Genomic DNA, 19,681 nt, shown 5'->3' on the forward strand with positions numbered 1-19,681 from the left:
GAGGCGGCCCGTCGCGCCCGGCGTGCGCACGCCCGCCGGGCCGGCGCGGCCGCCGCGCCGCCCACCGGCGACCCCGTGCCGGTGACGCCCGGCTCTTCTACGATGGTGTTGATCGTCGCTGGAGAAGGGCACCATGTCATCACCGCGTACACCGCTCGCCCTGGCCATCCTGGCGCTTCTCCACCAGGAGCCGGTCCATCCCTACGAGATGCGTCGGCGGATGCGTGAGCGCCGCCTCGACCACGCGCTGAAGCTGCGGCACAGCTCGCTCTACACCACGGTGCAGCGCCTGCAGGACGCCGGGCTCATCGAACCCACCGAGACCAGCCGGGAAGGCCGCTGGCCGGAACGCACGGTGTACGCGCTCACGGACGCCGGGCGCGAGGAGTTCCAGAACTGGCTGCGCGAGCTGATCTCCGAACCGGTCCGCGAGTACCCGCAGTTCGCCGGGGCCGTGGCGTTCATCAACCACGTGACGCCCGACACCGCGGTCGAACTGCTGAAGGCGCGCGCGTCGGCGCTGGAGACCGATATCGCCGCGACCGAGGGGTCCTTGGACAAGCTGCTCGAGATGGGTCTGCCCCGCTACCTGCTGCTGGACGCCGACTACCTGCTGACCATCCGCAAGGCCGAGCTGGCGTGGGTGCGCTCCCTGACGGAGAGCGCCGCGAGCGGGAAGCTCAGCTGGCCGCTGGAGGGCACGTCCGACGACACCTGACCGGTCGAGCCGTGCTCGAGGCGGGTACCAGCAGCGGTTGACAGCATCAGGGGCCACCGTCATGCCACCGAGCAGTAAGGCGGCCCATGAAAGCGCTGGTCCTCGCCGGAGGTTCCGGAGTACGCCTCCGCCCCTTCACGCACAGCATGCCCAAGCAGCTGTTCCCCATCGCGAACAGGCCGGTCCTGTTCTACGGCCTGGAGGCCATCGGCGCCGCCGGCGTCCATGATGTCGGCGTGGTCGTGGGAGATCACGCGGAGGCCATCAGGCAGGCCGTGGGCGACGGGGCCTCCTTCGGCCTGAAGATCACCTACATCCGTCAGGACCTGCCGCTGGGCCTCGCGCACTGCGTGTCGATCGCCCGCGACTTCCTCGCGGACGAGGACTTCGTGATGTACCTCGGCGACAACGTCATCGGCGACGGTGTCGAGCCGATCGTCTCGGCCTTCGGCCGTACCCGGCCGGCCGCGAGGGTGATGCTGGGCAAGGTGGGCGACCCCCGCCGGTTCGGCGTCGCGGAGGTGGGCCCGGACGGGCGCGTCCTGCGGCTCGCGGAGAAGCCGGCGGTCCCGCGCAGTGACCTCGCGATGATCGGCGCCTACGTCTTCTCCCCCGCCGTGCACGAGGCGATCGCCGCCATCGAGCCGAGCGAACGCGGCGAGCGGGAGATCACCGACGCGCTGTCCTGGCTGGTCGCCCACGACCACATCGTCGAGGCGCACGTCTCCTCCGGGTACTGGCAGGACACGGGCACCTTCGCCGGCGTGCTCGACTGCAACCGCGCGATGCTCGGTGCGATCACCCCCGCGGTCCTGGGGAGCGTGGACGACGCGAGTGAGCTGATCGGCCCGGTGGTCGTGGAGGAGAACGCGACGGTGTCGAGGTCACGCGTCATCGGGCCCGCCGTCATCGGCTCGGGCGCCACGGTGTCGGAGAGCCGGATCGGCCCCTACACGTCGATCGGCGCGAAGTGCACCGTGAACCGCAGTGTGGTGGAGAACTCGATCATCTTGGGCGGGTCCTCGCTGCACGGGATCCCCGGAATGCGCGACTCGCTGATCGGCCGGGACGCGGACGTACGCCGGGCGGAGACGTCCGGGCCGTGCTCCCTCATTCTGGGCGACCACAGCAGCGTGGCGCCGGCCGTGTGAGGGGCATGCCCCCTCACACGGCCATGCGTCACGGTCACGGTCGCCGGCCGACCACCAGGGTCTCGTTCCGGTCCAGGGGGTGCACGGAGACGTCGCGGAGCCCCGCCTCCTCCATCCAGGACCGGCACTCGGTCGCGGTGTACTCCGAGCCGCCCTCGGTCACGAGCAGCATGTCGAGGCTGATGAGAAGGTTGTCGATCCCGGCCGCCTTCTCGTCGAGCATCGGGTCGTAGACGAGCACGAGCCCGCCGGGGCCGACCGCGCCGGCGGCCTTGCGGATGAGTTCGCGGCGCCGCTCGACGGGCCAGTTGTGCAGTACGTGCCCGACGACGGCGACGTCCGCCCCCGGCAGCGGGTCCGCGAAGAAGTCCCCGCCTCGGAAGGTCGCGCGTCCGTCCACGCCGTGCCGGACCATGTGCTCACCGAAGGACGTCTCCATCTGGGGCAGGTCGAAGACGGTCCCGGTCAGGTGGGGGTGCGCGGAGAGCACGCGTGCCACGAGGTTTCCGCGGGCCCCGCCGACGTCGAGCAGCGACGCGTGGTCCTCCCACGAGATGATCTCGCTGAGCGCCTCGGCGGCGTGGCCGCTCGCGGCGTCCATCATCGCCAGGTACGCACGCCGCTGGTCGTCGTCGCGGGTCATCGCGTCGAACGACGGCTGGGCGCCGCTTCGCGGCAGGCCGGTCCGCAACACCTCGGTGAGCCCGCCCCACGCGGGGTACAGCACGTGGTTCACCCGCTCCAGGAAGCCGCCCACGTACTCCGGCCGCCCGCGTACGAGATGGCGCTGGGCGGCGGGCGCGTTGCGGTACCGGTCGTCGACGCGTTCCAGCAGGCCCAGTGCGACGAGGCTGTCGAGGAAGTCACGGACGCCGCGCGGGTGCAGGCTCAGCCGCCCGGTGAGATCCGCGGCCGTGCCGGGCTCGTCGGCGAGTGCGGTGAACACGCCCAGCTCCGTGGCGCTCAGCAACACCTTCGCGGCGCTGAAGGCCTTGCCGAGCGCGAGGATGTCGGCGGCCGTGGCGGGCGCCGCCGTGCGGTCTGCGCTGTCGGGCATTACTCCTCCATCAGTGTGTGACGTGACACGCCGTCTTCCAGCACGGTGATCGCCCGGCCGGGGCAACGGCGCGCGGCCTCGCGCACCCGCTGGTGCGTGTCCTGGGGCGGGCGCGGATCGGCGAGGCGTACCACGCAGTCCTCGTCCTGCTCGAAGACCGAGGGGACCGCGAGGACGCAGAGGCCGCTGCTGCAGCACCGGTCCGGGTCGACGAGAACGTTCATCGGTTCACCAGGCGACCGGCACTTCGAGGAGCCCCTCCATCAGGGCGCCCTCATTGCGTCGCAGCTCCGCCGGGGAGACGGTCAGTCGCAGCTCCGGCAGCCGGCGGAGCAGGGTCTCGATCGCCACCTGGAGCTGGAGACGCGCCAGAGCGGCGCCGACGCAGAAGTGCGGCCCGACGCTGAACGTGAGGTGGTGCGCCTCCCCGCGGCCGACGTCGAACTCGTCGGGCCGGTCGATGACCGAGGCGTCGACGTTCGCCGACTCGATGACCGGGATGACGCTCGTCCCCTTCGGGATCGTCCGGCCGCCGATCTCGATGTCCTCGGTCACGTAGCGCAGCATCGACAGCGAGGAGCCGAGCAGCTTGAGGCGGAGCAGCTCCTCCACCGCCTGCGGGACCAGGCCCGGATCCTCCCGCAGCTTCTTCGCCTGGTCGGGGTGGGTGAGCAGCACGGCCACGCTCGCGCTCAGCTGCGCGGCCGTGGTCTCGTAGCCGACGAGCAGCAGCAGGCGGGACCACCAGTGCAGCTCGTACTCGCTGAGCCGGCCGTCCTCGGTGTCCCGTACGCCGATCAGGGCGCTGATGAGGTCGTCCCTCGGGCGTTCCCGCTTCTCCTTGATCAGGTCGGCCATGTACCCGTTCAGCTCGCCCATCGCCCGGCCGATCTCCTCGCGGTCGAACTTGCTCACCGACAGGAACGCGTCGGTCCAGCCGCGGAAGCGATCCCGGTCCTCCACCGGCACGCCGAGCAGCTCGCAGATGATCCTGATCGTCATCGGGAACGACAGCGCCGTGTTCAGGTCCGCGGGCGGACCAGCGGCGATCATGCCGTCGACGAGCTCGTCGGCCACCTTCTGCACGTGCGGGCGCAGGTTCTCCACGCGGGTCGCGGTGAACGCCTTCATGACGAGACGGCGCAGACGGGTGTGGGCGGGCGGGTCCGGATCCATCTTCGAGTCCTGGAACATCATGTTGTTCTTGCTCATCCGCGCGGCGCCCGGACGCATGATGTTGCGGCTGACGTGAGGGTGGCACAGCAGCGTGCGGATGTCCTCGTACCGCGTCACGAGCCAGGCGACGTCGCCGCTCGGCAGCGTCGCGGGCACGACCGGCTCGTCCCGCAGGGTCCGGAGCTCCTCGGGCGGATCCAGCGCGGCGGCGCGCCGGAACGGGTAGGGGCAGGGAGTCTCAGTCATGTGCCCTCCTCTGGCGACGATGCCCGGGACCGACGACACGGCCGGGGAACGACATGGCAGGCCCACGGTCGCACCGCCGGCTCGCGGCGAACGCGACCTTCGCTCGACGACGGCGGCCTCACCAGGCGACGGGAACCTGGACGAAGCCCTGCATGAACGAGTCGTCGTGGCGGCGCAGCTCGCCGACGGGGACCGCGAGCCGCAGGTCTGGCAGGGTGACCAGCAGTTCCTCCAGCGCGATCTCCAGCTGCACGCGGGCCAGCGCGGCGCCGAGGCAGTAGTGCGGCCCCACGCTGAACGCGAGATGGTGGTTCCCGCCGCGGGTGATGTCGAGCCGGAACGGTTCGGGGAACACGGTCTCGTCGTAGTTCCCCGACTCCAGCACGCAGATCAGGCTCGCGCCCTTCGGCACGGTCACGCCGGCGACCTCGATGTCCTCCTTGACATACCGGAGCATGGACAGCGAGCACCCCACCACCTGGCAGCGCAGCAGCTCGTCCACGGCCCCGCGCATCAGGCTCAGGTCGTCTCTGAGCAGCGCGAGCTGGTCGGGATGGCCCAGCAGGGTGACCACGAGACCGCCGAGCTCGGTGGCGGTCGTCTCGTTCCCCGCCATGAGGATCGCCACGCACCAGTGCAGCAGCTCATGTTCGCTGAGGCGCCCGTCCTCGGAGTCACCGACCTCGATGAGCGCGCTGATCAGGTCGTTCGCCGGCTTCTCCCGCCTCGCGGCGACCAGGCCCTGCATCCGCAGCCACATCTCGCGGGCCGACGCCGAGCACAGGGCGTCCTGCTCGTCCCGTGGCACGCCGAGCAGGTCGCCGAGCACGCGTACGGAGAACGGCGCGGCGAACGAGGCCAGCAGGTCGGCGGGCGGTGAACCCGACGTCATCGCGGCGAGGAGGTCCCGCGCGGCCTCGCGGATCAGCGGGCGCATCCGCTCGACGCGGCCGGCGGTGAACGCCCTGGCGAGGATGCGGCGCATGCGCGTGTGCTCCGGAGGGTCCATGTCCACGAAGCCGATCGCCTTCTTGCGCTCCTTGACCATCCGCTCGCCGTCCGGCCGGTTGCGGTTCCGGCTCAACCGGGGGTCGGAGAGGACCGTCCTGATGTCCTCGTACCGCGTCACCAGCCAGGCCGTCGAGCCGTCCGGGAGTACCGCCGGGACGACGGGCCGGTCGCGCAGCGTGAGGAGCTCCTTCGGCGGCTCCAGCGGGCTGGGCCACGCGAAGGGAAAGGCGATGGGGTCCGCGTGCACAGGATGCCTCCCGGAGTCGAAGGCCGCCGCCCGCCGGCGCCGCGGCCCGTGGTCGCGATCGAGGCGGCATCCTGCCAACACCGGCTGGAGAACCGCTCCAGCGAGGTTGGGGCGCCTCGCCGCACCGCGGCCGGTCGCGCGGGCGGTTCGCCGCACGGGCGTTCCGGTAGCTGCCGCTTCAGAGATGCTCCAGCACGGTTCGACCGGGTTCTGCCGACACTGTCGGTCGGCAGAACCCGCCCGGACCTCCGGCGGGAACCGACGTCACAGGAGATGCCATGGCCGACGTGGGAGATGACATGTCTGACGAGCGCGCCGCGCTGAACCGCCGGCGCCTGCTGAGAACCGGTGCCGTCGCCGCACCGGCCGGACTCGCGGCCACGCTCCTGGGCGGCCTTGCGGCGTCCGCGGACGCCGAAACGGACACCTCGGGCTCATTGGTCGGAAGCTGGGCGGTCACCATCACGTTTCCCGGCAGCACCCAGGAGTCCGAGCGGGGCCTGTTCGCGTTCATGCCCGGCGGTGTGATCATCGAGACCAACACCCGCTCGAAGTACCCGGGCATCGGCTCCTGGCGCATGACCGGGGCCAGTACGTTCGCGTTCGTCTTCCGCGAGCAAGCCTTCGACGCGACCGGGGCCTACGTCGGTGAGATCCACGTGGCGCAGACCGGGAGGCTGACCTCCTCCACCGCGTTCACCTGCGACGGGACCGGCACCATCCACGACCCGTCCGGGAATCCGGTCACCACGGTGACGAGCCACGGCGACGCCGTCCGCTACACGACCGCCGACACCACGTGAGCGGCCGCCGGTCGTGACGATGCCGGGGACGCGTTCGCGTCCCCGGCATCGTCGCGTGCCGTGAACCGCCCCTACTCCACGGTCTCGACCACGCCGCTCTGCCCGTCGACCGTGACGACCTGCCCGTCGCGCAGCGTACGAGTGGCCCGGCCCGTCGCCAGGACGGCCGGCACCCGGTACTCACGCGCAATGATCGCCGGGTGCGACAGCAGCCCGCCGCTGTCAGTGACGAGCGCGCCGACGCACGGGAACAGCACCGACCATTCCGGGCTGGTCTCCGGACAGACGAGCACGTCACCCGGACGGAGCTTGCCGAACTCCGACACGTCCGCGATGACGCGCACCGGGCCCGTGTAGGTCCCCGGAGACGCGGCGACCCCGCGCAGAGCGCCGTTCTCCGGCTCCCCCTCGGAGCCCTGCGCGGACTGGAACTCGCTCGTCACCCAGCCGAAGACTCGCAGCGCGTACTGGGCCTCCTCCGGCAGCCGGGAGAACTTGTCCTCCATGTCCCCGCCGCCCCAGCCGGCGGGCGGCTCCCCGTACACCGGCGGACCGGGGTTGACCCGCGCCCACTCCCGCTCGCCCTCTCGGCGTGCGACCAGTGTTCGCCGGGGCTCCCCGTCGCCCAGTGCGGCCAGCGCCTCCTCGATCGTCAGCAGGAACACGTCGGCCTCCCGGCCGATCTGCTCCCGCCGGGCCAGCCTCCGGCCGAGTTCGAGCACGGCGTACCGGACCAGGCCGCCGGTCAGCGCGGTGTAGAAGGCCTTGTCGTCGCGGACCGGGTAGGCCGCCTGGGCCCGGACGAGCGCCCGGTCGAACCGCTCCCGGTCGGTGTCGGGTCGCTCGGCGAGCAGCGCGCGGGCCTCGGCCACGGCCTCGTCGCGTGCCTCCAGCAGCCCTGCGGTCCGCAGCTCCGGCCGGTTCATCTGGTCGCGGATCAGCCCGAGGACCAGGACCGGACGCTCCGCGAGCGTCTGCTCGGTCAGGTCGACGCCCACGCTGCGGTGGCAGAAGTCCCGCAGATAGGCGGCGAAGCGTTCGGCGAACTCGGCGTCCGCGTCCGCCAGCCCGCCGGACAGCGCCTCCTCCGGGTCGTCGAGCAGTTTCCGGACGGCCGGCCTGGACCGGGCGACGCGGGCGCACTCGGCCAGCGCGAGCGCCGGCTCCGTCGTCTTGCCCGGACCGCCGCTGAGCAGACGCATGGTCTGCCGTACGTCCCAGCCGAGCAGGTCGCGCACGAGCAGGCCGAACTCCCCGACGAGGAACATCGAGGCCGAGGCGAGCCTGAAGTGCGTCTCGTGGACCTCTTCGACGAGGTCGAGGACGACGGACACGTGCCGGAGCAGCGCCTCGTCGTCCAGCGCGCCGAGGTCGACGTCACGCAGTGCGGCCGTCTTCGTCGCGAGGGCGTCCTGGCCGCGCTCGTTCCATTCGTCGATCAGCCGCCACGCGTCGTCGCTCCGGACCGCCGCGACGATCTCCGAGACCCGTTGCATGATCTTGTCCAGACCGTCCAGCGGCACCATGCGGGTGTACATCCAGCCGCCCACCTCGCGGTACTCGACGCCCGCGAGGAAGCTGTACTGGAACATGTGGTGGCGCGTCGCGTTGTAGACGTCCATGAAGATCGACCTGCGCATGGGTGACCAGGGCACGCGAGAGCCGTAGTCGTCTCGTCGCCAGAAGCCCTCCGGCACCTCGACGGGGATCGGCACCCGCACGGGCGGCGGGTCCGGAAGAGCCGTGATGGGCCGCGCCTGCAGGAGCCACAGGCGGTCGTCGTCGAAGGCCCACTCGATGTCCTGCGGCGCACCGAGCCGCGCCTCGACCCGGCGCGCCAGGTCGGCGACGGCCCTGGCCTGCTCCTCGGTGATCGCGCCCTGGCCCGTCGACCTGCGGGCGGCCTCGCCGTCCCGGACCACCCACTCCTCCGGTGACGCCTGGCCCGACATCATCAGGTCTCCGACGCCGGAGACGGCGTTCACGACGACCTGGCCGCGTTCGCCGGTGACCGGGTCGGCGCTGAAGGCGTTGCCCGCGCAGACCGCCGGGACCATCCGCTGGACGAGCACGGCGACGCGGGAGGCCCGCGCGGTCCCATGGCTCTGCGCGTACGTGGTCACCTGTTCGGAGAAGGCGGAGCGCCAGCAGTCACGGACGGCGTCGAGCAGCTCCCGCTCCCCCTTGACGTGGAGCACGGTCAGGTACTGACCGGCGTACGACGCGTCCCGCAGGTCCTCCTCCGCCGCGGACGACCGCACGGCGAGGGACTGGTCCCGTAATGCCGGATCGATCTCCGCCAGCCGGGCGGCGATGTCCGCCGGCATCGACACGTCGGCGGACGGATCCCCGGCGAGGGCCCGGTCGAAGGCGTTCACGGTCACCACGACACCGTCGGGGACGGGGAATCCCGCGTTCAGCAGCGCGCCGAGGACGGCGGCCTTCCGGCCGACCAGGCCGGCGTCGCCGAGGTCGACGTCGCGTATTGGTCGTAGGTAGTCGTTCATGGGCAACCCCTCCTGGTTCAGTGGTCCAGCCCGGCGACGTCGCATGCCTCACGGGCCGCCCGCAGGATCGCGCACCGGCCGTCCGTCGTCGGCGCGAAGGCGGAGACGCCCAGGGTGGTGACACCCGCGGCGGCGTACTCCTTCATGCGACCGGCGATCCGGCCGACCGGACCGAGGATGGAAATCTCATCGATGAACGCGAACGGCACGGCGTCGGCCGCGCCGCGCCGATCGCCGCGCTGGACGCGCTGGTGCACCTCCATGGCCTGGTGCCCGAACCCCATCTGCTCGGCCACCGCGCAGTAGAAGTTCCGGTCGAACGACCCCATCCCCAGGAAGTGGGCGAGATAGGGACGGACGGCGTCGGCCGCGGTCCGCACGTCCTCCGCCGGGGCCACGGGCACGCAGGCGATCACTTCGAAGCCGTCGCCGGCGCCGTCCGCCGGGACCGGCCGGCCCCGGCGGGCGGCGGCGCGGCTCTCCGCGATGACGGCGACCGACTCTGAGACCCGCGTCGGTGAGCAGAAGGTCGCGATCCAGCCGTCGGCGATCTCGCCGGTCAGCCGCAGGTTCCGCGGTCCCACCGCGGCGAGGTAGATCGGCATGTCCGCCCGGACGGGCTCGGTGAACAGGCGCAGCGGCTCCCCCGTGCGTCCCGGCGGCGGGAGCCGGACGTGCGTGCCCTGGTACCGCACGGGCTCGCGCCGCAGGGCGGAACGCACCACGTCCACGTACTCCCGCGTGCGGGCGAGAGGATCGTCGAACGCGACGCCGTACCAGCCTTCGGAGACGTCCGGATTGGAGATGCCGAGCCCGAGCCGGAAGCGCCCGCCCGAGACCGCGTCGAGCGTCGACGCCGTCAGGGCCGTCAGCCCGGGCGTGCGCGCCGGGATCTGGAAGACGCTGGAGACCAGCCCGAGGCGCCGGGTGGCTCCCGCCACCATGCCCAGCACCGTGGCCGCGTCGGACCGGTAGCCCTCGGCCACCAGCGCGGACTCGTAGCCGAGCCGCTCGGCCTCACACGCCACGACCGTGGCCCCGTCGTGGACGAGGTTGACCCCGAGCCTCACGTCCGCCCCGCTCAGACCGGACGGGCTTCGACGATCGAGTGGGGCGGCACCCCATCGGTCACGCCGGCCAGCTCGAACCCGGCCGTCGCGAGCAGCCGTCCCCATTCGTCGCGGGTACGCTCGCCGCCGCCGAGGCACACCATCATGTCGACGTCCATGAGCTTGCTGTAGTGCCACTCGTTGAGCGGCGGGAGCACCGCCTCGATGATCAGCACCCGGGCGTCGGCGTTCGTGCCGATCGCCTCGCGGATGCGGCGAAGGATGAGCACGCTCTTCTCGTCGTCCCAGTCGTGCAGGATCGCCCTGAGGAGGTAGGCGTCGGCCTCGGGCACCGGCCCGAAGAAGTCTCCTCTGACGCACTCCACACGGTCGGCGACGCCCTCCTCCTTCAGGACCGGCTGGGCGCCGTCGATCGCGGTGGGCAGATCGAACAGGATGCCCTGGACGCCGGGGTTCTTCCGCAGGATCGAGGCCAGGAGACGACCCTGACCGCCGCCGATGTCGGCGATCCGGCCGAAGGCGCCGAAGTCGAAGCGGTCGGCGATCTCCGCCGCGCGCCAGTTGACCGAGGTCATCGCCCGGTGGAACGTCTCGGCGGTGCCGGGGTTCTGCTCCAGGTACTCGAACCAGGACCGTCCTCCGAGTTCCTTGTCCGCGATGGGCTCGCCGGTGCGCACGGTGTCCATCACATGTCGGTAGCAGCCCCAGGACGCGGCCTCTCCCCAGAACATGGCCATGTAGCGCATCGTCCCGGGAACGTCGCTGCGCAGGTACTCGGCGGTCGGCGTGAGCTCGAACCCGCCGTCCGGGCGTTCGGCGAACACCCCGAGCGAGGCCGCCGCGCGCAGGAACCGGTAGAGCGAACGCTCGTCGGTGTCGGTGGCGGCCGCCAGGTCCGCCGGAGTCCGCGGCCCGTCGGCGAGGAGATCGGCGACGCCGAGGCGGGCGAGCACGTGAAGGATCTGGGAGACCCACTTTCCGGTCAGCATCATCAGGACCTGGTCCTGGGGGGACCGGCCGTCGGAGAACACAGGCAGGGGCGTGGTGATCAACGGGACTCCCTTCCGCACGTCAATGACCGGCCGATCGTGTCCCTCACCGCTAGAGGAGTCATCGAAGACCTATCTCGCGGCCACGGACAGCCGCCGCGCGACGGACGGCAGGAGCCGCAGCGCGTTCGCCCGGCCGATCGCCGCCTTCTCCTCCGCACCGAGCCCGGGGAACGCCTCGAACGCGCGGGTGCCCCGCTCGACCGCCTCGGCGGAGGCGGCGCACCAGTCCGTGCCGAACAGGATCCGCGAGGGGTCGGCCACCGACAGGAGGCTGGGCACGGCGGACGGAGCGGACAGTGCGAGGTCGTAGTAGAAGTGCCGGAGCGCGTCCCGGACGTCGGCCGCCGGCGTCCCCGCCGTCTCGGCGACCGCCTCCAGCCTGGTGGCCGCGTACGGCGCGAAGCCCCCGGCGTGGGAGAGGATGATCGAGACCCGCGGGAATCGCTGCGGGACACCCGCCCTGATCATGGCGACCGCCGCACGTGTGGTGTCGAGCAGGAAGTCGGCGAACACTGGGGGCACGCCGGGCGCCGCGCCCGCGGGCAGGGCGAGCGGATGGACCAGGACGACCGCCGCGCGCCGGTCGAGCTCCTCGAACAGCGGATCGAACAGAGGGTCGCCGAGGTACCGGTCCCCCGCGTGCGGCAGGAGCGTCACACCGTCCGCTCCCAGGACGTCCAGGTTGTGCCGCAGCGCCTCCAGCGCCTCGTCGAGATGCGGCATCGGCAGGGCGGCGAACAGGCCGAACCGGCCCGGCCGCTCGCGGACCAGGTCGGCGACCGCCTCGTTGGTCCGGCGGGTGAAGTCGTCGGCCTCCGACGCGGTCGGGAAGATTTCGGCCGGGATGGCGTTGGACACCACGCCCAGCTCGATCCCGTTGGCGTCCATGACCTCGATGGTGCGGTTCACGCACCAGCCGGGGCAGGGGTTCGGCGCGCCGCGTTCGGCGAGCATCGCGCCGACGGACGTCGGCAGCGCGTGGTGATGCACGTCGATGCGGTGCACACCGGTTCTGGATGAGAGCAGGTCGGTCACGAGGCGACCCTCCTAGGAGGCGGTACGGATCCCGGCGTCGCACGCCGATACGGCGAGCATCTGGTCGACCAGCGAGGTGCGGTGCTTGGCGTCCCGGAACAGCGGATGGGCGAGCACGTCCCGCAGGAAGGCGATCGTGGTGTGCACGCCCGCGCCGGCGACGGTGAACTCGCTCAGCGCCCTCTCCATGCGGGCGATGGCGCCGGGGCGGTCGGGCGCCCAGACGACAACCTTGGCCAGCAGGGAGTCGTAGTACGGGGTGATCGCGAGTCCCGCCCGCCCGTACGTGTCGACGCGGGTGAACGGGCCGCCCGGAGGTTCGAAGACGTCGAGCACCCCCGGGGCGGGCAGGAAACCGCGGTCGGGATCCTCGGTGTTGACCCGGCACTCGATCGCGACGCCGCGCGGCGAGACCTCCTCCTGGCGCACCGACAGCGGATGTCCGGCCGCGACCAGCAGCTGTTCGCGGATCAGGTCAATGCCGGTCACCATCTCGGTGACCGGATGCTCCACCTGGATCCGGCAGTTGGCCTCGATGAAGTAGAAGTTGTTCTCGTCGTCGACGACGAACTCGACGGTCCCGGCGCCGACGTAGCCGACCTCCCGGGCGCATCGGACGGCGGCCTCGCCGAGCCGGGCGCGCAGGTCGGCGGGGAGGGCGGGGGCCGGAGTCTCCTCGATCAGCTTCTGCCGCGACCGCTGCACGGTGCAGTCGCGCTCGCCGAGGTGGATGACCCGTCCGTGCCGGTCCGCGAGCACCTGCACCTCGACGTGGCGAGCCGTCTCCAGGAACCGTTCGACGTAGACCCGGCCGTCGCCGAAGACCGCCTGGGCCACCGCGCGGGTCTCCCGGAACACCTGCAGGAACTCATGGCCGTCGCGGACCACGGCCATGCCGCGGCCGCCGCCTCCGGCCACCGCCTTGATGATCACCGGGTAGCCGATCCGGTCGGCGACACGCTTGGCCTCGACCGCGTTGCCGAGCGCTTCGAGGCTGCCCGGCAGCACCGGGACGCCGGCGTCCACCGCGACGCGCCGCGCCTCGGCCTTGTCGCCCAGGCGCTCGATGACCGTCGCCGGCGGTCCGATGAACGTGATGCCGTGGGTCTCACAGATCTCGGCGAAGTCGCGGTCCTCGGAGAGGAACCCGTACCCGGGATGAACGGCCTCGGCGCCCTCGCGGAGCGCGGCCTCCACGATGCCGGCCGGGTTGAGGTAGCTGTGCCTGGCCGGTGGCGGTCCGATCTGCACGGACCGGTCGGCGAAACGCACCGGCCAGGTCTCACGGTCGGCCGTCGAGTGCACCATCACGACCCGGATGCCCAGCTCACGGCAGGTACGGGCGACGCGTAACGCGATCTCCCCGCGGTTGGCGATGAGAACCGTTTCGAACACGAGAGCTCCAATGTGGTCAGGAGTCGGCGGGGGCGAGCACGAGCAGAGGCGCGTCGAAGTCGACCGGGGTCTGGTCCGGCACGAGGATGTCGACGACCCGGCCCGCGCGGTCGGCGTCGACCGGGTTCATGAGCTTCATGGCCTCGAGGATGCCGATCTGCTGTCCGGCCTCGACCTCGTCGCCGATGGAGACGAACGGGTCGGCGCCCGGCTCGGGCGCCCGGTAGAACGTTCCGACCAGCGGGGCACGGATGACGTGTCCTCCGGCCGTCGCAGGGGCGGTCTCGCCCGGCGCGCCGTCCTGTCCGGCCGCCGCCGGCGGTGCCGCGGGGGCCTCGGCGTACTCCACCTCGACGCTCATCTCACCGGCGCGTACGCGAACCGTCCGGGGCAGGGCGTCCGCCGCGCCGATCAGTTCCCTGGCCTGCCGGCAGAGCGTCTCCAGCAGTGCGCCCGAGTCCAACGACTCGCCCATGGAGCCTCCTCGATCATCCGATCCTGTGATTCCCGAAGGCGCGGAAGCGCGCCCGGCGGTCCCGTACCAGCCGGGCCGGGTCCCGTCCCGAAAGCTCGCGGAGGGTCGAGGCGACGGCGGCGCGGACCAGCTCGGCCGTCCCGACCGGGTCGCGATGGGCGCCCCCCGCGGGCTCGGGGACGACGGCGTCCACCACGCCGATGCTCAGGAGCTCGCGGGCGTCGATCTTCAGCGCCGTCGCCGCCCGTTCGGCGGCGCCGCCGTCCTTCCACAGGATCGCCGCGCATCCCTCCGGGCTGATGACCGAGTAGACGGCGTTCGACAGCATCAGCACCCGGTCGGCGACCGCCAGTGCCAGCGCGCCGCCGCTGCCGCCCTCGCCGGTCACGACCGCGACGATCGGGGTCGGCAGCCCGGACATGAGGGCGAGGTTCTCGGCGATGGCCCCGGCCTGGCCCCGCTCCTCCGCGCCCAGGCCGGGGTCGGCGCCGGGGGTGTCGATGAACGTCACGACCGGCAGGCCGAGCTTGGCGGCGAGTCTCATGAGGCGGGCCGTCTTGCGGTACCCCTCCGGCGAGGGCATGCCGAAGTTGCGATCGATCCGCTCGCGGGTGTCCCGGCCCTTCTGGTGGCCGATGAGGACGACCGGGTCGTCGTCGAGCCGGCCGACCCCCGCGACGATCGCCCGGCAGTCGCCGGACGCCCGGTCGCCGTGGAGCTCCTGGAAACCGTCGAAGGCGTGCGTGACGTAGTCGAGCGTGGTGGGCCGGTCGGGGTGCCGGGCGAGCTGGACGATCTCCCAGGCCGACCGTTCCGCGAGGCGGTCGGGCCGCCGGATCAACGCCTCCGGCGTCCGCGCGGCGGAACCGCCGTCGTCCTCGGGCGGCGCCGCCTCACGGCGCCGGCCGGACGCGGCCGCCAGCAGCCGGGCGAGCGTCCCGCGGAGCGCGCCGCGCCGCTGCACCTCGTCGACGAGACCGTGGGCCAGCAGGAACTCGGCCGTCTGGAAACCGTCGGGAAGCTCGACGCCGATCGTCTGTTTGATCACCCTCGGCCCGGCGAACCCGAGCCGGGCGCCGGGCTCGGCGATGATGACGTCGGCGAGCGTCGCGAACGACGCCGCGACTCCGCCGTAGGTCGGGTCGGTCACCAGCGAGATCGTGAGGATCCCGGCCTCGTTCAACCGCGCGAGCGCCTGGCTCGTCTTCACCATCTGCATCAGCGACAGGGCGCCCTCCTGCATGCGGGCGCCGCCGGACGCCGTGACGAGAACCAGCGGAACCCCGTCGGCGAGGGAGGTCTCGGCGGCGTTCGTGATCTGCTCGCCCACGGCGGAGCCGAGGCTGCCGCCGAGGAACCGGAAGTCCATGACGGCCAGGACCACGGGGGTGCCGTCCAGCCGGCCCCGTACGGCGAGGACCGCCTCGCGCAGCCCGGTGGCGGCCCGTGCCGCGTCCAGCCGCTCGCGGTACGGCCGTAGGTCCACGAAACCCAGCGGGTCGTCGGCGACCGGGGACACCTCGATCGCGACCGCGGACCCGGGGTCGAGAAGCTGGGCGATCCGCTCCGGCGCCGTCAGCCGGGCGTGGTGCCCGCACATCGAGCAGACCTTGAGGTCTCGCTCGAAACGCTTGCCGTACAGCAACGCCCGGCACGCCGGGCAGCTCACCCACGCCGCCGGCGGCGTGGCGTCGGCGGCGGCGCCGCGCGCCCGCCGGGTCGTCGTGACCGCCGGTCTCTCGAACATTCTCACCATCCGCTCGCGATCTCCGCCACACCGGCCACGACCTTCGCCGCACCTCCTAGTGGCCCGCTGGAACGCCGGTGGAACGCCGTCCCTCGACCGGATCGCGAGCCCTTCGCGAGCCCGCGCGAACAGCATCGGAGCGGTGGATCCTTCGACGGGAGAGGTGGCCCATGGCGGCGCGGAAAGTCACGGTGATCGGCCTGGGCGCGATGGGCGCGGGCATCGCTCACCGGCTCATCGAGTCCTCGTTCGCGGTGACCGTCCACAACCGGACGGGCGCCAAGGCGCTGCCCCTCGCCGAGGCGGGCGCGACGGTCGCGCCGTACGCCGCCGAGGCCGTACGGGACGCGGACGTCGTGCTCCTCAGCCTCGGCGACGAGGAGGCGGTCGAGCAGGTGCTCTTCGGGGACGCCGTCAAGGGGCTCCGCGCCGGCACCGTGGTGGTCGACACGTCGACCGTCTCCCCCGCGTACGCCCGCGACGCGGAGGAGCGGCTGGCCGCGCTCGGCTGCCCGCGGATCGAGGCGTGCCTCATCGGGAACCCGGCGATGGCACGGGCGGGCGAACTGCGGGTGCTCGGCTCCGGTGAGCGCCGGACCTTCGAGCAGGCGGGCGACGTGCTGACCGCGATCGGCGCACGGGAGCCCCTCTACCTCGGCGCCACCGGGCGCGCCGGCGCCATGAAGCTCGCGTTCAACCTCATCCTGGGCGCGCAGACCGCGGCGCTGGGTGAGGCCCTGGCCCTGACCGCGTCCGCCGGCCTGGACCGGGAGCTCGTCCTGACGGCCATCACGCGGAGCGGCTGGGGCTCGCCGGTGCTCAACTTCCGCGCGGAGCTGATGCGGACCCGGGGTTACGAGCCGGCCGGGTTCCGGGCCCGCCTGATGGCCAAGGATCTGCGGCTCGCGGTCGAGACCGCGGCGGAGGCCGGCCTGACCCTGCCCGTCACCGCCGAGGCCGGCCGGCGGTTCGGCGAGGTCGTCGCCGTGGGCAGGGGCGACGCGGACGCCGCGGTGGTCTGCGAGCTGGACCGCCGGCCGGCCGGCGCGGACGCGGACTGAACGCTGCGCCGGCCGGGGCGTCAGCCGAGCGTCACGGCCAGGCTGTTGACGGTCAGCGCGAGTATCGCGAGCGCCGTCCGCAGCAGATGCCAGTTGCGCCAGCGGGGACGCGGGTCCTGCCAGTCGTCGGGCAGGGCCCCCGACCGCCACGCCTTGATCTGCCGGTTGATCGGCACGTTGCACAGGTGCGACACCACGGACACGCCGAACAGGAGGACCGCGGCGGCGCCGTACAGCGTGCTCTGCCCGGTCCCGTCGGCGAGCACGGCCAGTACGACGTCCGCCGCCGTCGAGCCGAGGACGATCGCCGGCATGACCGGATCCCAGTTACGGCCCAGGAGCTGATGCGTGTAGACGAAGTTGTCGGGCGCCATCACCAGCAACGCCGGTACGACGCTGACCGCGACCCCGAACAGCACCCCGGTCGTCGTACCGCTCCCGATCAGGGCGACGATGGTCAGCACACGGAACACGAATGACTCCCTTCTCGTGCCGTTCGCCGTCACCCGGCCTGCCGGTCCGGCACCGGTGACTCTCGCCACCAGGGTGACCGGCGGGCCCATTCGATCGTCTTGACGAGTCCGTCGTGCAGCGACGTCTCACAGCGCCACCCCAGGAGCCGCCCCGCCTTGGCCGTGTCGGGGATCCGGCGGGGCACGTCCTCGTAACCGTCGCCCAGCCGGGCCGCGGTGTCGAAGGCGAGCGGCTCGGCGTTCGCCCCGGCGAGCCGGCAGACCAGGTCGATGGCCTCGCCGATCGGCGTCTCCCGGTCACTGCCGATGTTGAGGCACTCGCCGTCGGCCCGGCCGGACTCGGCCGCCATGACGGTGCCCGCCACCGCGTCCGCGACGTAGGTGAAGCATCGGGTCTGCCGGCCGTCGTCGTAGCGGATCGGCGGCAGTCCGTTCAGCACCCGGTGGACGCTCCTGCTGATGACGTACGAGGGCCGCTGGCGCGGGCCGTAGAGGTTGAAGTAGCGCACGATCGTGGCGCGAAGGCCGGCCTGCCGCATGAAGGCGTACGTCAGGTGCTCGGCCAGCGCCTTGCTCGACGAGTAGGACCACCGTTCCGCCGACGTGGCGCCCAGCACCCGGTCGGAGCCCTCGTTCCAGGGAACGGCCGGGTTCCTGCCGTAGACCTCGCTGGTGCTGGCGAGGAGCACCTTCGCCCCGACGTCCAGGGCGCGGCGCAGCACGTTCCGCGTGCCCATGACGTTCGTGTCGATGACGTCGAGCGGCCGGCTGAGATAGCGGTCGACGCCGACGACCGCGGACAGGTGATAGACGATCTCGGTGTCGGCGGTGATCGCCGACGCGAGCGTCTCGGCGTCGCGGACGTCGCCGACGACATGGCGCACCCGCCCCGGCCCGATCTCCCGGTCGGGCGGAGGCGGCGCCATGTCGTACACGGTGACGTCGGTGCCCTGGCCGACGAGCCGGTCCACCAGATGACCGCCGAGGAATCCACAGCCTCCTGTGATCACGATGCGGGACATGTCAGCGCCCGATCCCGCGGTAGACGAAGCCGAGCCGGCCGAGTTCATCGATCTTCTCCCGCGAGTAGTACGCACGCCCGTCGAGAATCAGGCACGGCATCTCCACCACACTCCGCAGGTCACCGAAGTCCAGCTCCTGGAACTCCCGGTGACCCGCAAGGACCGCCACGCATGCGGCCCCCTCCGCCGCCTCCCGCGGCGTCCGCGCGGCCGGGACGCCGAGGACCGCCTCGGCGTCCGAGCGGGGGACGAGCGGGTCGTAGACGGTGACGTCGTGGCCCGCCGCCCGCAGGGCGCCGATGACGGGCTTGACCGGGGTCCGGCGCATGTCGCCGGTGTCGCTCTTGAACGAGACGCCGAGCACCGCCACGCGGGCGGGGCCCGGCCGGCCGAGCGCGGCGAGCCCGCGGGTCACCACGTCGAAGGTGTAGCCGGGCATGCCGTCGTTGACGGCGCGTGCCGCCTCGACCGTGCGCAGGGCGACGCCGTGATCCCGCGCGGCGTGCCACACCATCCACGGGTCCTTCGTCAGGCAGGACCCGCCCACGCCGATGCTCGGCCGCAGGATGTTGACGAACGAGTCGCCCTTGGGAAGGGAGTTGGCGGCCGTGATGACGTCGAGCACGTCGGTGTCGTAGGCGGCGCAGACCTTGGCCAGCTCATTGGCCATCGCGATGTTGAGATCGATCCACCAGTTGTCCGCCAGCTTCACGAACTCGGCGACCTCCGGGGCGTCGAAGCCGATGGTGCGCACGCCGAGCGCACGCTGCCAGAACGCCGCCGCCGCCGAGGTGCTGTCCGGGTCCACTCCGCCGACCACGATGGGCAGCCGCCGCAGCTGGTCGAGCGCGGCGCCTTCCGCCAGCCGCTCGGGGCAGAACGCGAGGCCGAAGTCCGTTCCCTGGCGCAGGCCGCCCGCCTCGAGAAGAGGTAGCACGAGCCGGCGCATCGTCCCGGGCGGGACGGTGCTCTTCAGGATGACCAGCTGGCCGGGGCGCAGCCGCGGGGCCAGCTCACGGCACGCCGCCTCGAGCTGCCCCGTCAGCGCGGAGCCGGCGTCGTCGATGGGAGTACCGACGGTGACCACGATGACGTCGGTCTTGGCGATCAGTTCGTAGTCGGCGGTGACCTGCAGGGCGCCGGACTCCAGGGCACCGGCCAGAAGGCCGGCCAGCCCCGGTTCGCCGAACCTGCACCGGCCCGCGTTCATCTCCTCGACCATGCCTCGATCGCTGTCCACTCCGAGCACGGTGATGTCACCGCCGGCCAGGGTGGCGCCGAGGCAGGAACCGACGTAACCGAAGCCGACGACGGCCACGGAAAGGCTGGTCCCCTCTGGCAGAAATCGCATCCGCACCTCTCCCACTCGTGTCTCGGTCGGCCTGATGGTCGCTGCGGACCACGGTCTCCCGGGCATCTGGAGGTCCGGGCGAGG

The 19,681-nt window shown here is 72.1% G+C and carries 18 protein-coding genes; 4 read left to right on the forward strand and 14 right to left on the reverse strand.

Annotation, left to right across the window (positions count from 1 at the left end; all coding sequences use genetic code 11):
• Window positions 1-133: 133 nt before the first annotated feature.
• Window positions 134-718 (forward strand): helix-turn-helix transcriptional regulator, encoded by a 585-nt coding sequence (locus ACQEV1_RS30915; RefSeq protein WP_433398094.1) that lies wholly within the window; start codon window positions 134-136, stop codon window positions 716-718.
• An 86-nt stretch (window positions 719-804) separates the two neighbouring features.
• On the forward strand, window positions 805-1,869 hold the full coding sequence (locus ACQEV1_RS30920) for a glucose-1-phosphate thymidylyltransferase (protein ID WP_433398096.1): 1,065 nt from the start codon (window positions 805-807) through the stop codon (window positions 1,867-1,869).
• Between the two features lie 34 nt (window positions 1,870-1,903).
• Here the strand turns inward: ACQEV1_RS30920 and ACQEV1_RS30925 are convergent, their stop codons facing one another.
• From ACQEV1_RS30925 to ACQEV1_RS30940, 4 genes are all read right to left on the reverse strand, one after another.
• Complete coding sequence (locus tag ACQEV1_RS30925; RefSeq protein WP_433398098.1) at window positions 1,904-2,926, reverse strand: methyltransferase; 1,023 nt, start codon at window positions 2,924-2,926, stop codon at window positions 1,904-1,906.
• Entirely contained in the window at window positions 2,926-3,150 is a 225-nt protein-coding gene (locus ACQEV1_RS30930; RefSeq protein WP_433398100.1) for a ferredoxin, read from the reverse strand. Before ACQEV1_RS30930 ends, ACQEV1_RS30925 begins: the two co-directional genes overlap by 1 nt.
• Window positions 3,151-3,154: 4 nt before the next feature.
• Window positions 3,155-4,348, reverse strand: coding sequence for a cytochrome P450 (locus ACQEV1_RS30935; protein WP_433398102.1), 1,194 nt, complete (start codon window positions 4,346-4,348; stop codon window positions 3,155-3,157).
• A gap of 118 nt (window positions 4,349-4,466) precedes the next feature.
• Window positions 4,467-5,606 (reverse strand): cytochrome P450, encoded by a 1,140-nt coding sequence (locus tag ACQEV1_RS30940; RefSeq protein ID WP_433398104.1) that lies wholly within the window; start codon window positions 5,604-5,606, stop codon window positions 4,467-4,469.
• Between the two features lie 299 nt (window positions 5,607-5,905).
• Between ACQEV1_RS30940 and ACQEV1_RS30945 the strand changes: the two genes are divergently transcribed.
• Window positions 5,906-6,409 (forward strand): hypothetical protein, encoded by a 504-nt coding sequence (locus ACQEV1_RS30945; protein ID WP_285622605.1) that lies wholly within the window; start codon window positions 5,906-5,908, stop codon window positions 6,407-6,409.
• A 71-nt stretch (window positions 6,410-6,480) separates the two neighbouring features.
• On the opposite strand, the gene ACQEV1_RS30950 is transcribed toward ACQEV1_RS30945, so the two are convergent.
• The 7 genes from ACQEV1_RS30950 to ACQEV1_RS30980 all read right to left on the reverse strand — a co-directional run bounded on the left by ACQEV1_RS30950 (window position 6,481) and on the right by ACQEV1_RS30980 (window position 15,690).
• The gene (locus ACQEV1_RS30950; RefSeq protein ID WP_433398107.1) at window positions 6,481-8,916 is read right to left on the reverse strand and encodes a PEP/pyruvate-binding domain-containing protein; all 2,436 of its coding nucleotides are present in this window, start codon (window positions 8,914-8,916) and stop codon (window positions 6,481-6,483) included.
• A gap of 17 nt (window positions 8,917-8,933) precedes the next feature.
• On the reverse strand, window positions 8,934-9,986 hold the full coding sequence (locus tag ACQEV1_RS30955) for an LLM class flavin-dependent oxidoreductase (protein ID WP_433398109.1): 1,053 nt from the start codon (window positions 9,984-9,986) through the stop codon (window positions 8,934-8,936).
• An 11-nt stretch (window positions 9,987-9,997) separates the two neighbouring features.
• Window positions 9,998-11,038, reverse strand: a complete 1,041-nt coding sequence (locus ACQEV1_RS30960; protein WP_285571703.1) for a methyltransferase — start codon at window positions 11,036-11,038, stop codon at window positions 9,998-10,000.
• Window positions 11,039-11,107: 69 nt separating this feature from the next.
• Window positions 11,108-12,073 carry an amidohydrolase family protein gene (locus ACQEV1_RS30965; protein WP_433398111.1) on the reverse strand — a complete coding sequence of 322 codons (966 nt, stop codon included), beginning with the start codon at window positions 12,071-12,073 and terminating at the stop codon, window positions 11,108-11,110.
• 12 nt (window positions 12,074-12,085) lie between these two features.
• Entirely contained in the window at window positions 12,086-13,468 is a 1,383-nt protein-coding gene (locus tag ACQEV1_RS30970; protein WP_433398113.1) for an acetyl-CoA carboxylase biotin carboxylase subunit, read from the reverse strand.
• 16 nt (window positions 13,469-13,484) lie between these two features.
• Window positions 13,485-13,943 carry an acetyl-CoA carboxylase biotin carboxyl carrier protein gene (locus tag ACQEV1_RS30975; RefSeq protein ID WP_433398115.1) on the reverse strand — a complete coding sequence of 153 codons (459 nt, stop codon included), beginning with the start codon at window positions 13,941-13,943 and terminating at the stop codon, window positions 13,485-13,487.
• Window positions 13,944-13,956: 13 nt separating this feature from the next.
• Window positions 13,957-15,690, reverse strand: a complete 1,734-nt coding sequence (locus tag ACQEV1_RS30980) for an acetyl-CoA carboxylase carboxyltransferase subunit alpha (protein ID WP_433398117.1) — start codon at window positions 15,688-15,690, stop codon at window positions 13,957-13,959.
• A 77-nt stretch (window positions 15,691-15,767) separates the two neighbouring features.
• On the opposite strand from ACQEV1_RS30980, the gene ACQEV1_RS30985 reads away from it, so the two are divergent.
• On the forward strand, window positions 15,768-16,751 hold the full coding sequence (locus ACQEV1_RS30985; RefSeq protein WP_433398119.1) for an NAD(P)-dependent oxidoreductase: 984 nt from the start codon (window positions 15,768-15,770) through the stop codon (window positions 16,749-16,751).
• A 20-nt stretch (window positions 16,752-16,771) separates the two neighbouring features.
• Here ACQEV1_RS30985 and ACQEV1_RS30990 read toward each other — a convergent pair whose 3' ends face one another.
• Genes ACQEV1_RS30990 through ACQEV1_RS31000 form a run of 3 tightly spaced genes read right to left on the reverse strand, consistent with a single transcriptional unit; the run spans window position 16,772 to window position 19,597 of the window.
• The gene (locus ACQEV1_RS30990; protein WP_285571715.1) at window positions 16,772-17,224 is read right to left on the reverse strand and encodes a DUF1772 domain-containing protein; all 453 of its coding nucleotides are present in this window, start codon (window positions 17,222-17,224) and stop codon (window positions 16,772-16,774) included.
• A gap of 29 nt (window positions 17,225-17,253) precedes the next feature.
• Window positions 17,254-18,246, reverse strand: a complete 993-nt coding sequence (locus tag ACQEV1_RS30995) for an NAD-dependent epimerase/dehydratase family protein (RefSeq protein WP_433398122.1) — start codon at window positions 18,244-18,246, stop codon at window positions 17,254-17,256.
• Window position 18,247: 1 nt separating this feature from the next.
• A complete protein-coding gene (locus ACQEV1_RS31000; protein ID WP_285622627.1) occupies window positions 18,248-19,597 on the reverse strand; it encodes a nucleotide sugar dehydrogenase in 1,350 nt (449 codons plus the stop codon).
• Window positions 19,598-19,681: the final 84 nt, after the last annotated feature.

The sequence above is a fragment of the Actinoallomurus sp. CA-142502 genome (genome assembly GCF_050936355.1).
Taxonomy (GTDB): Bacteria; Actinomycetota; Actinomycetes; order Streptosporangiales; family Streptosporangiaceae; genus Actinoallomurus; species Actinoallomurus iriomotensis.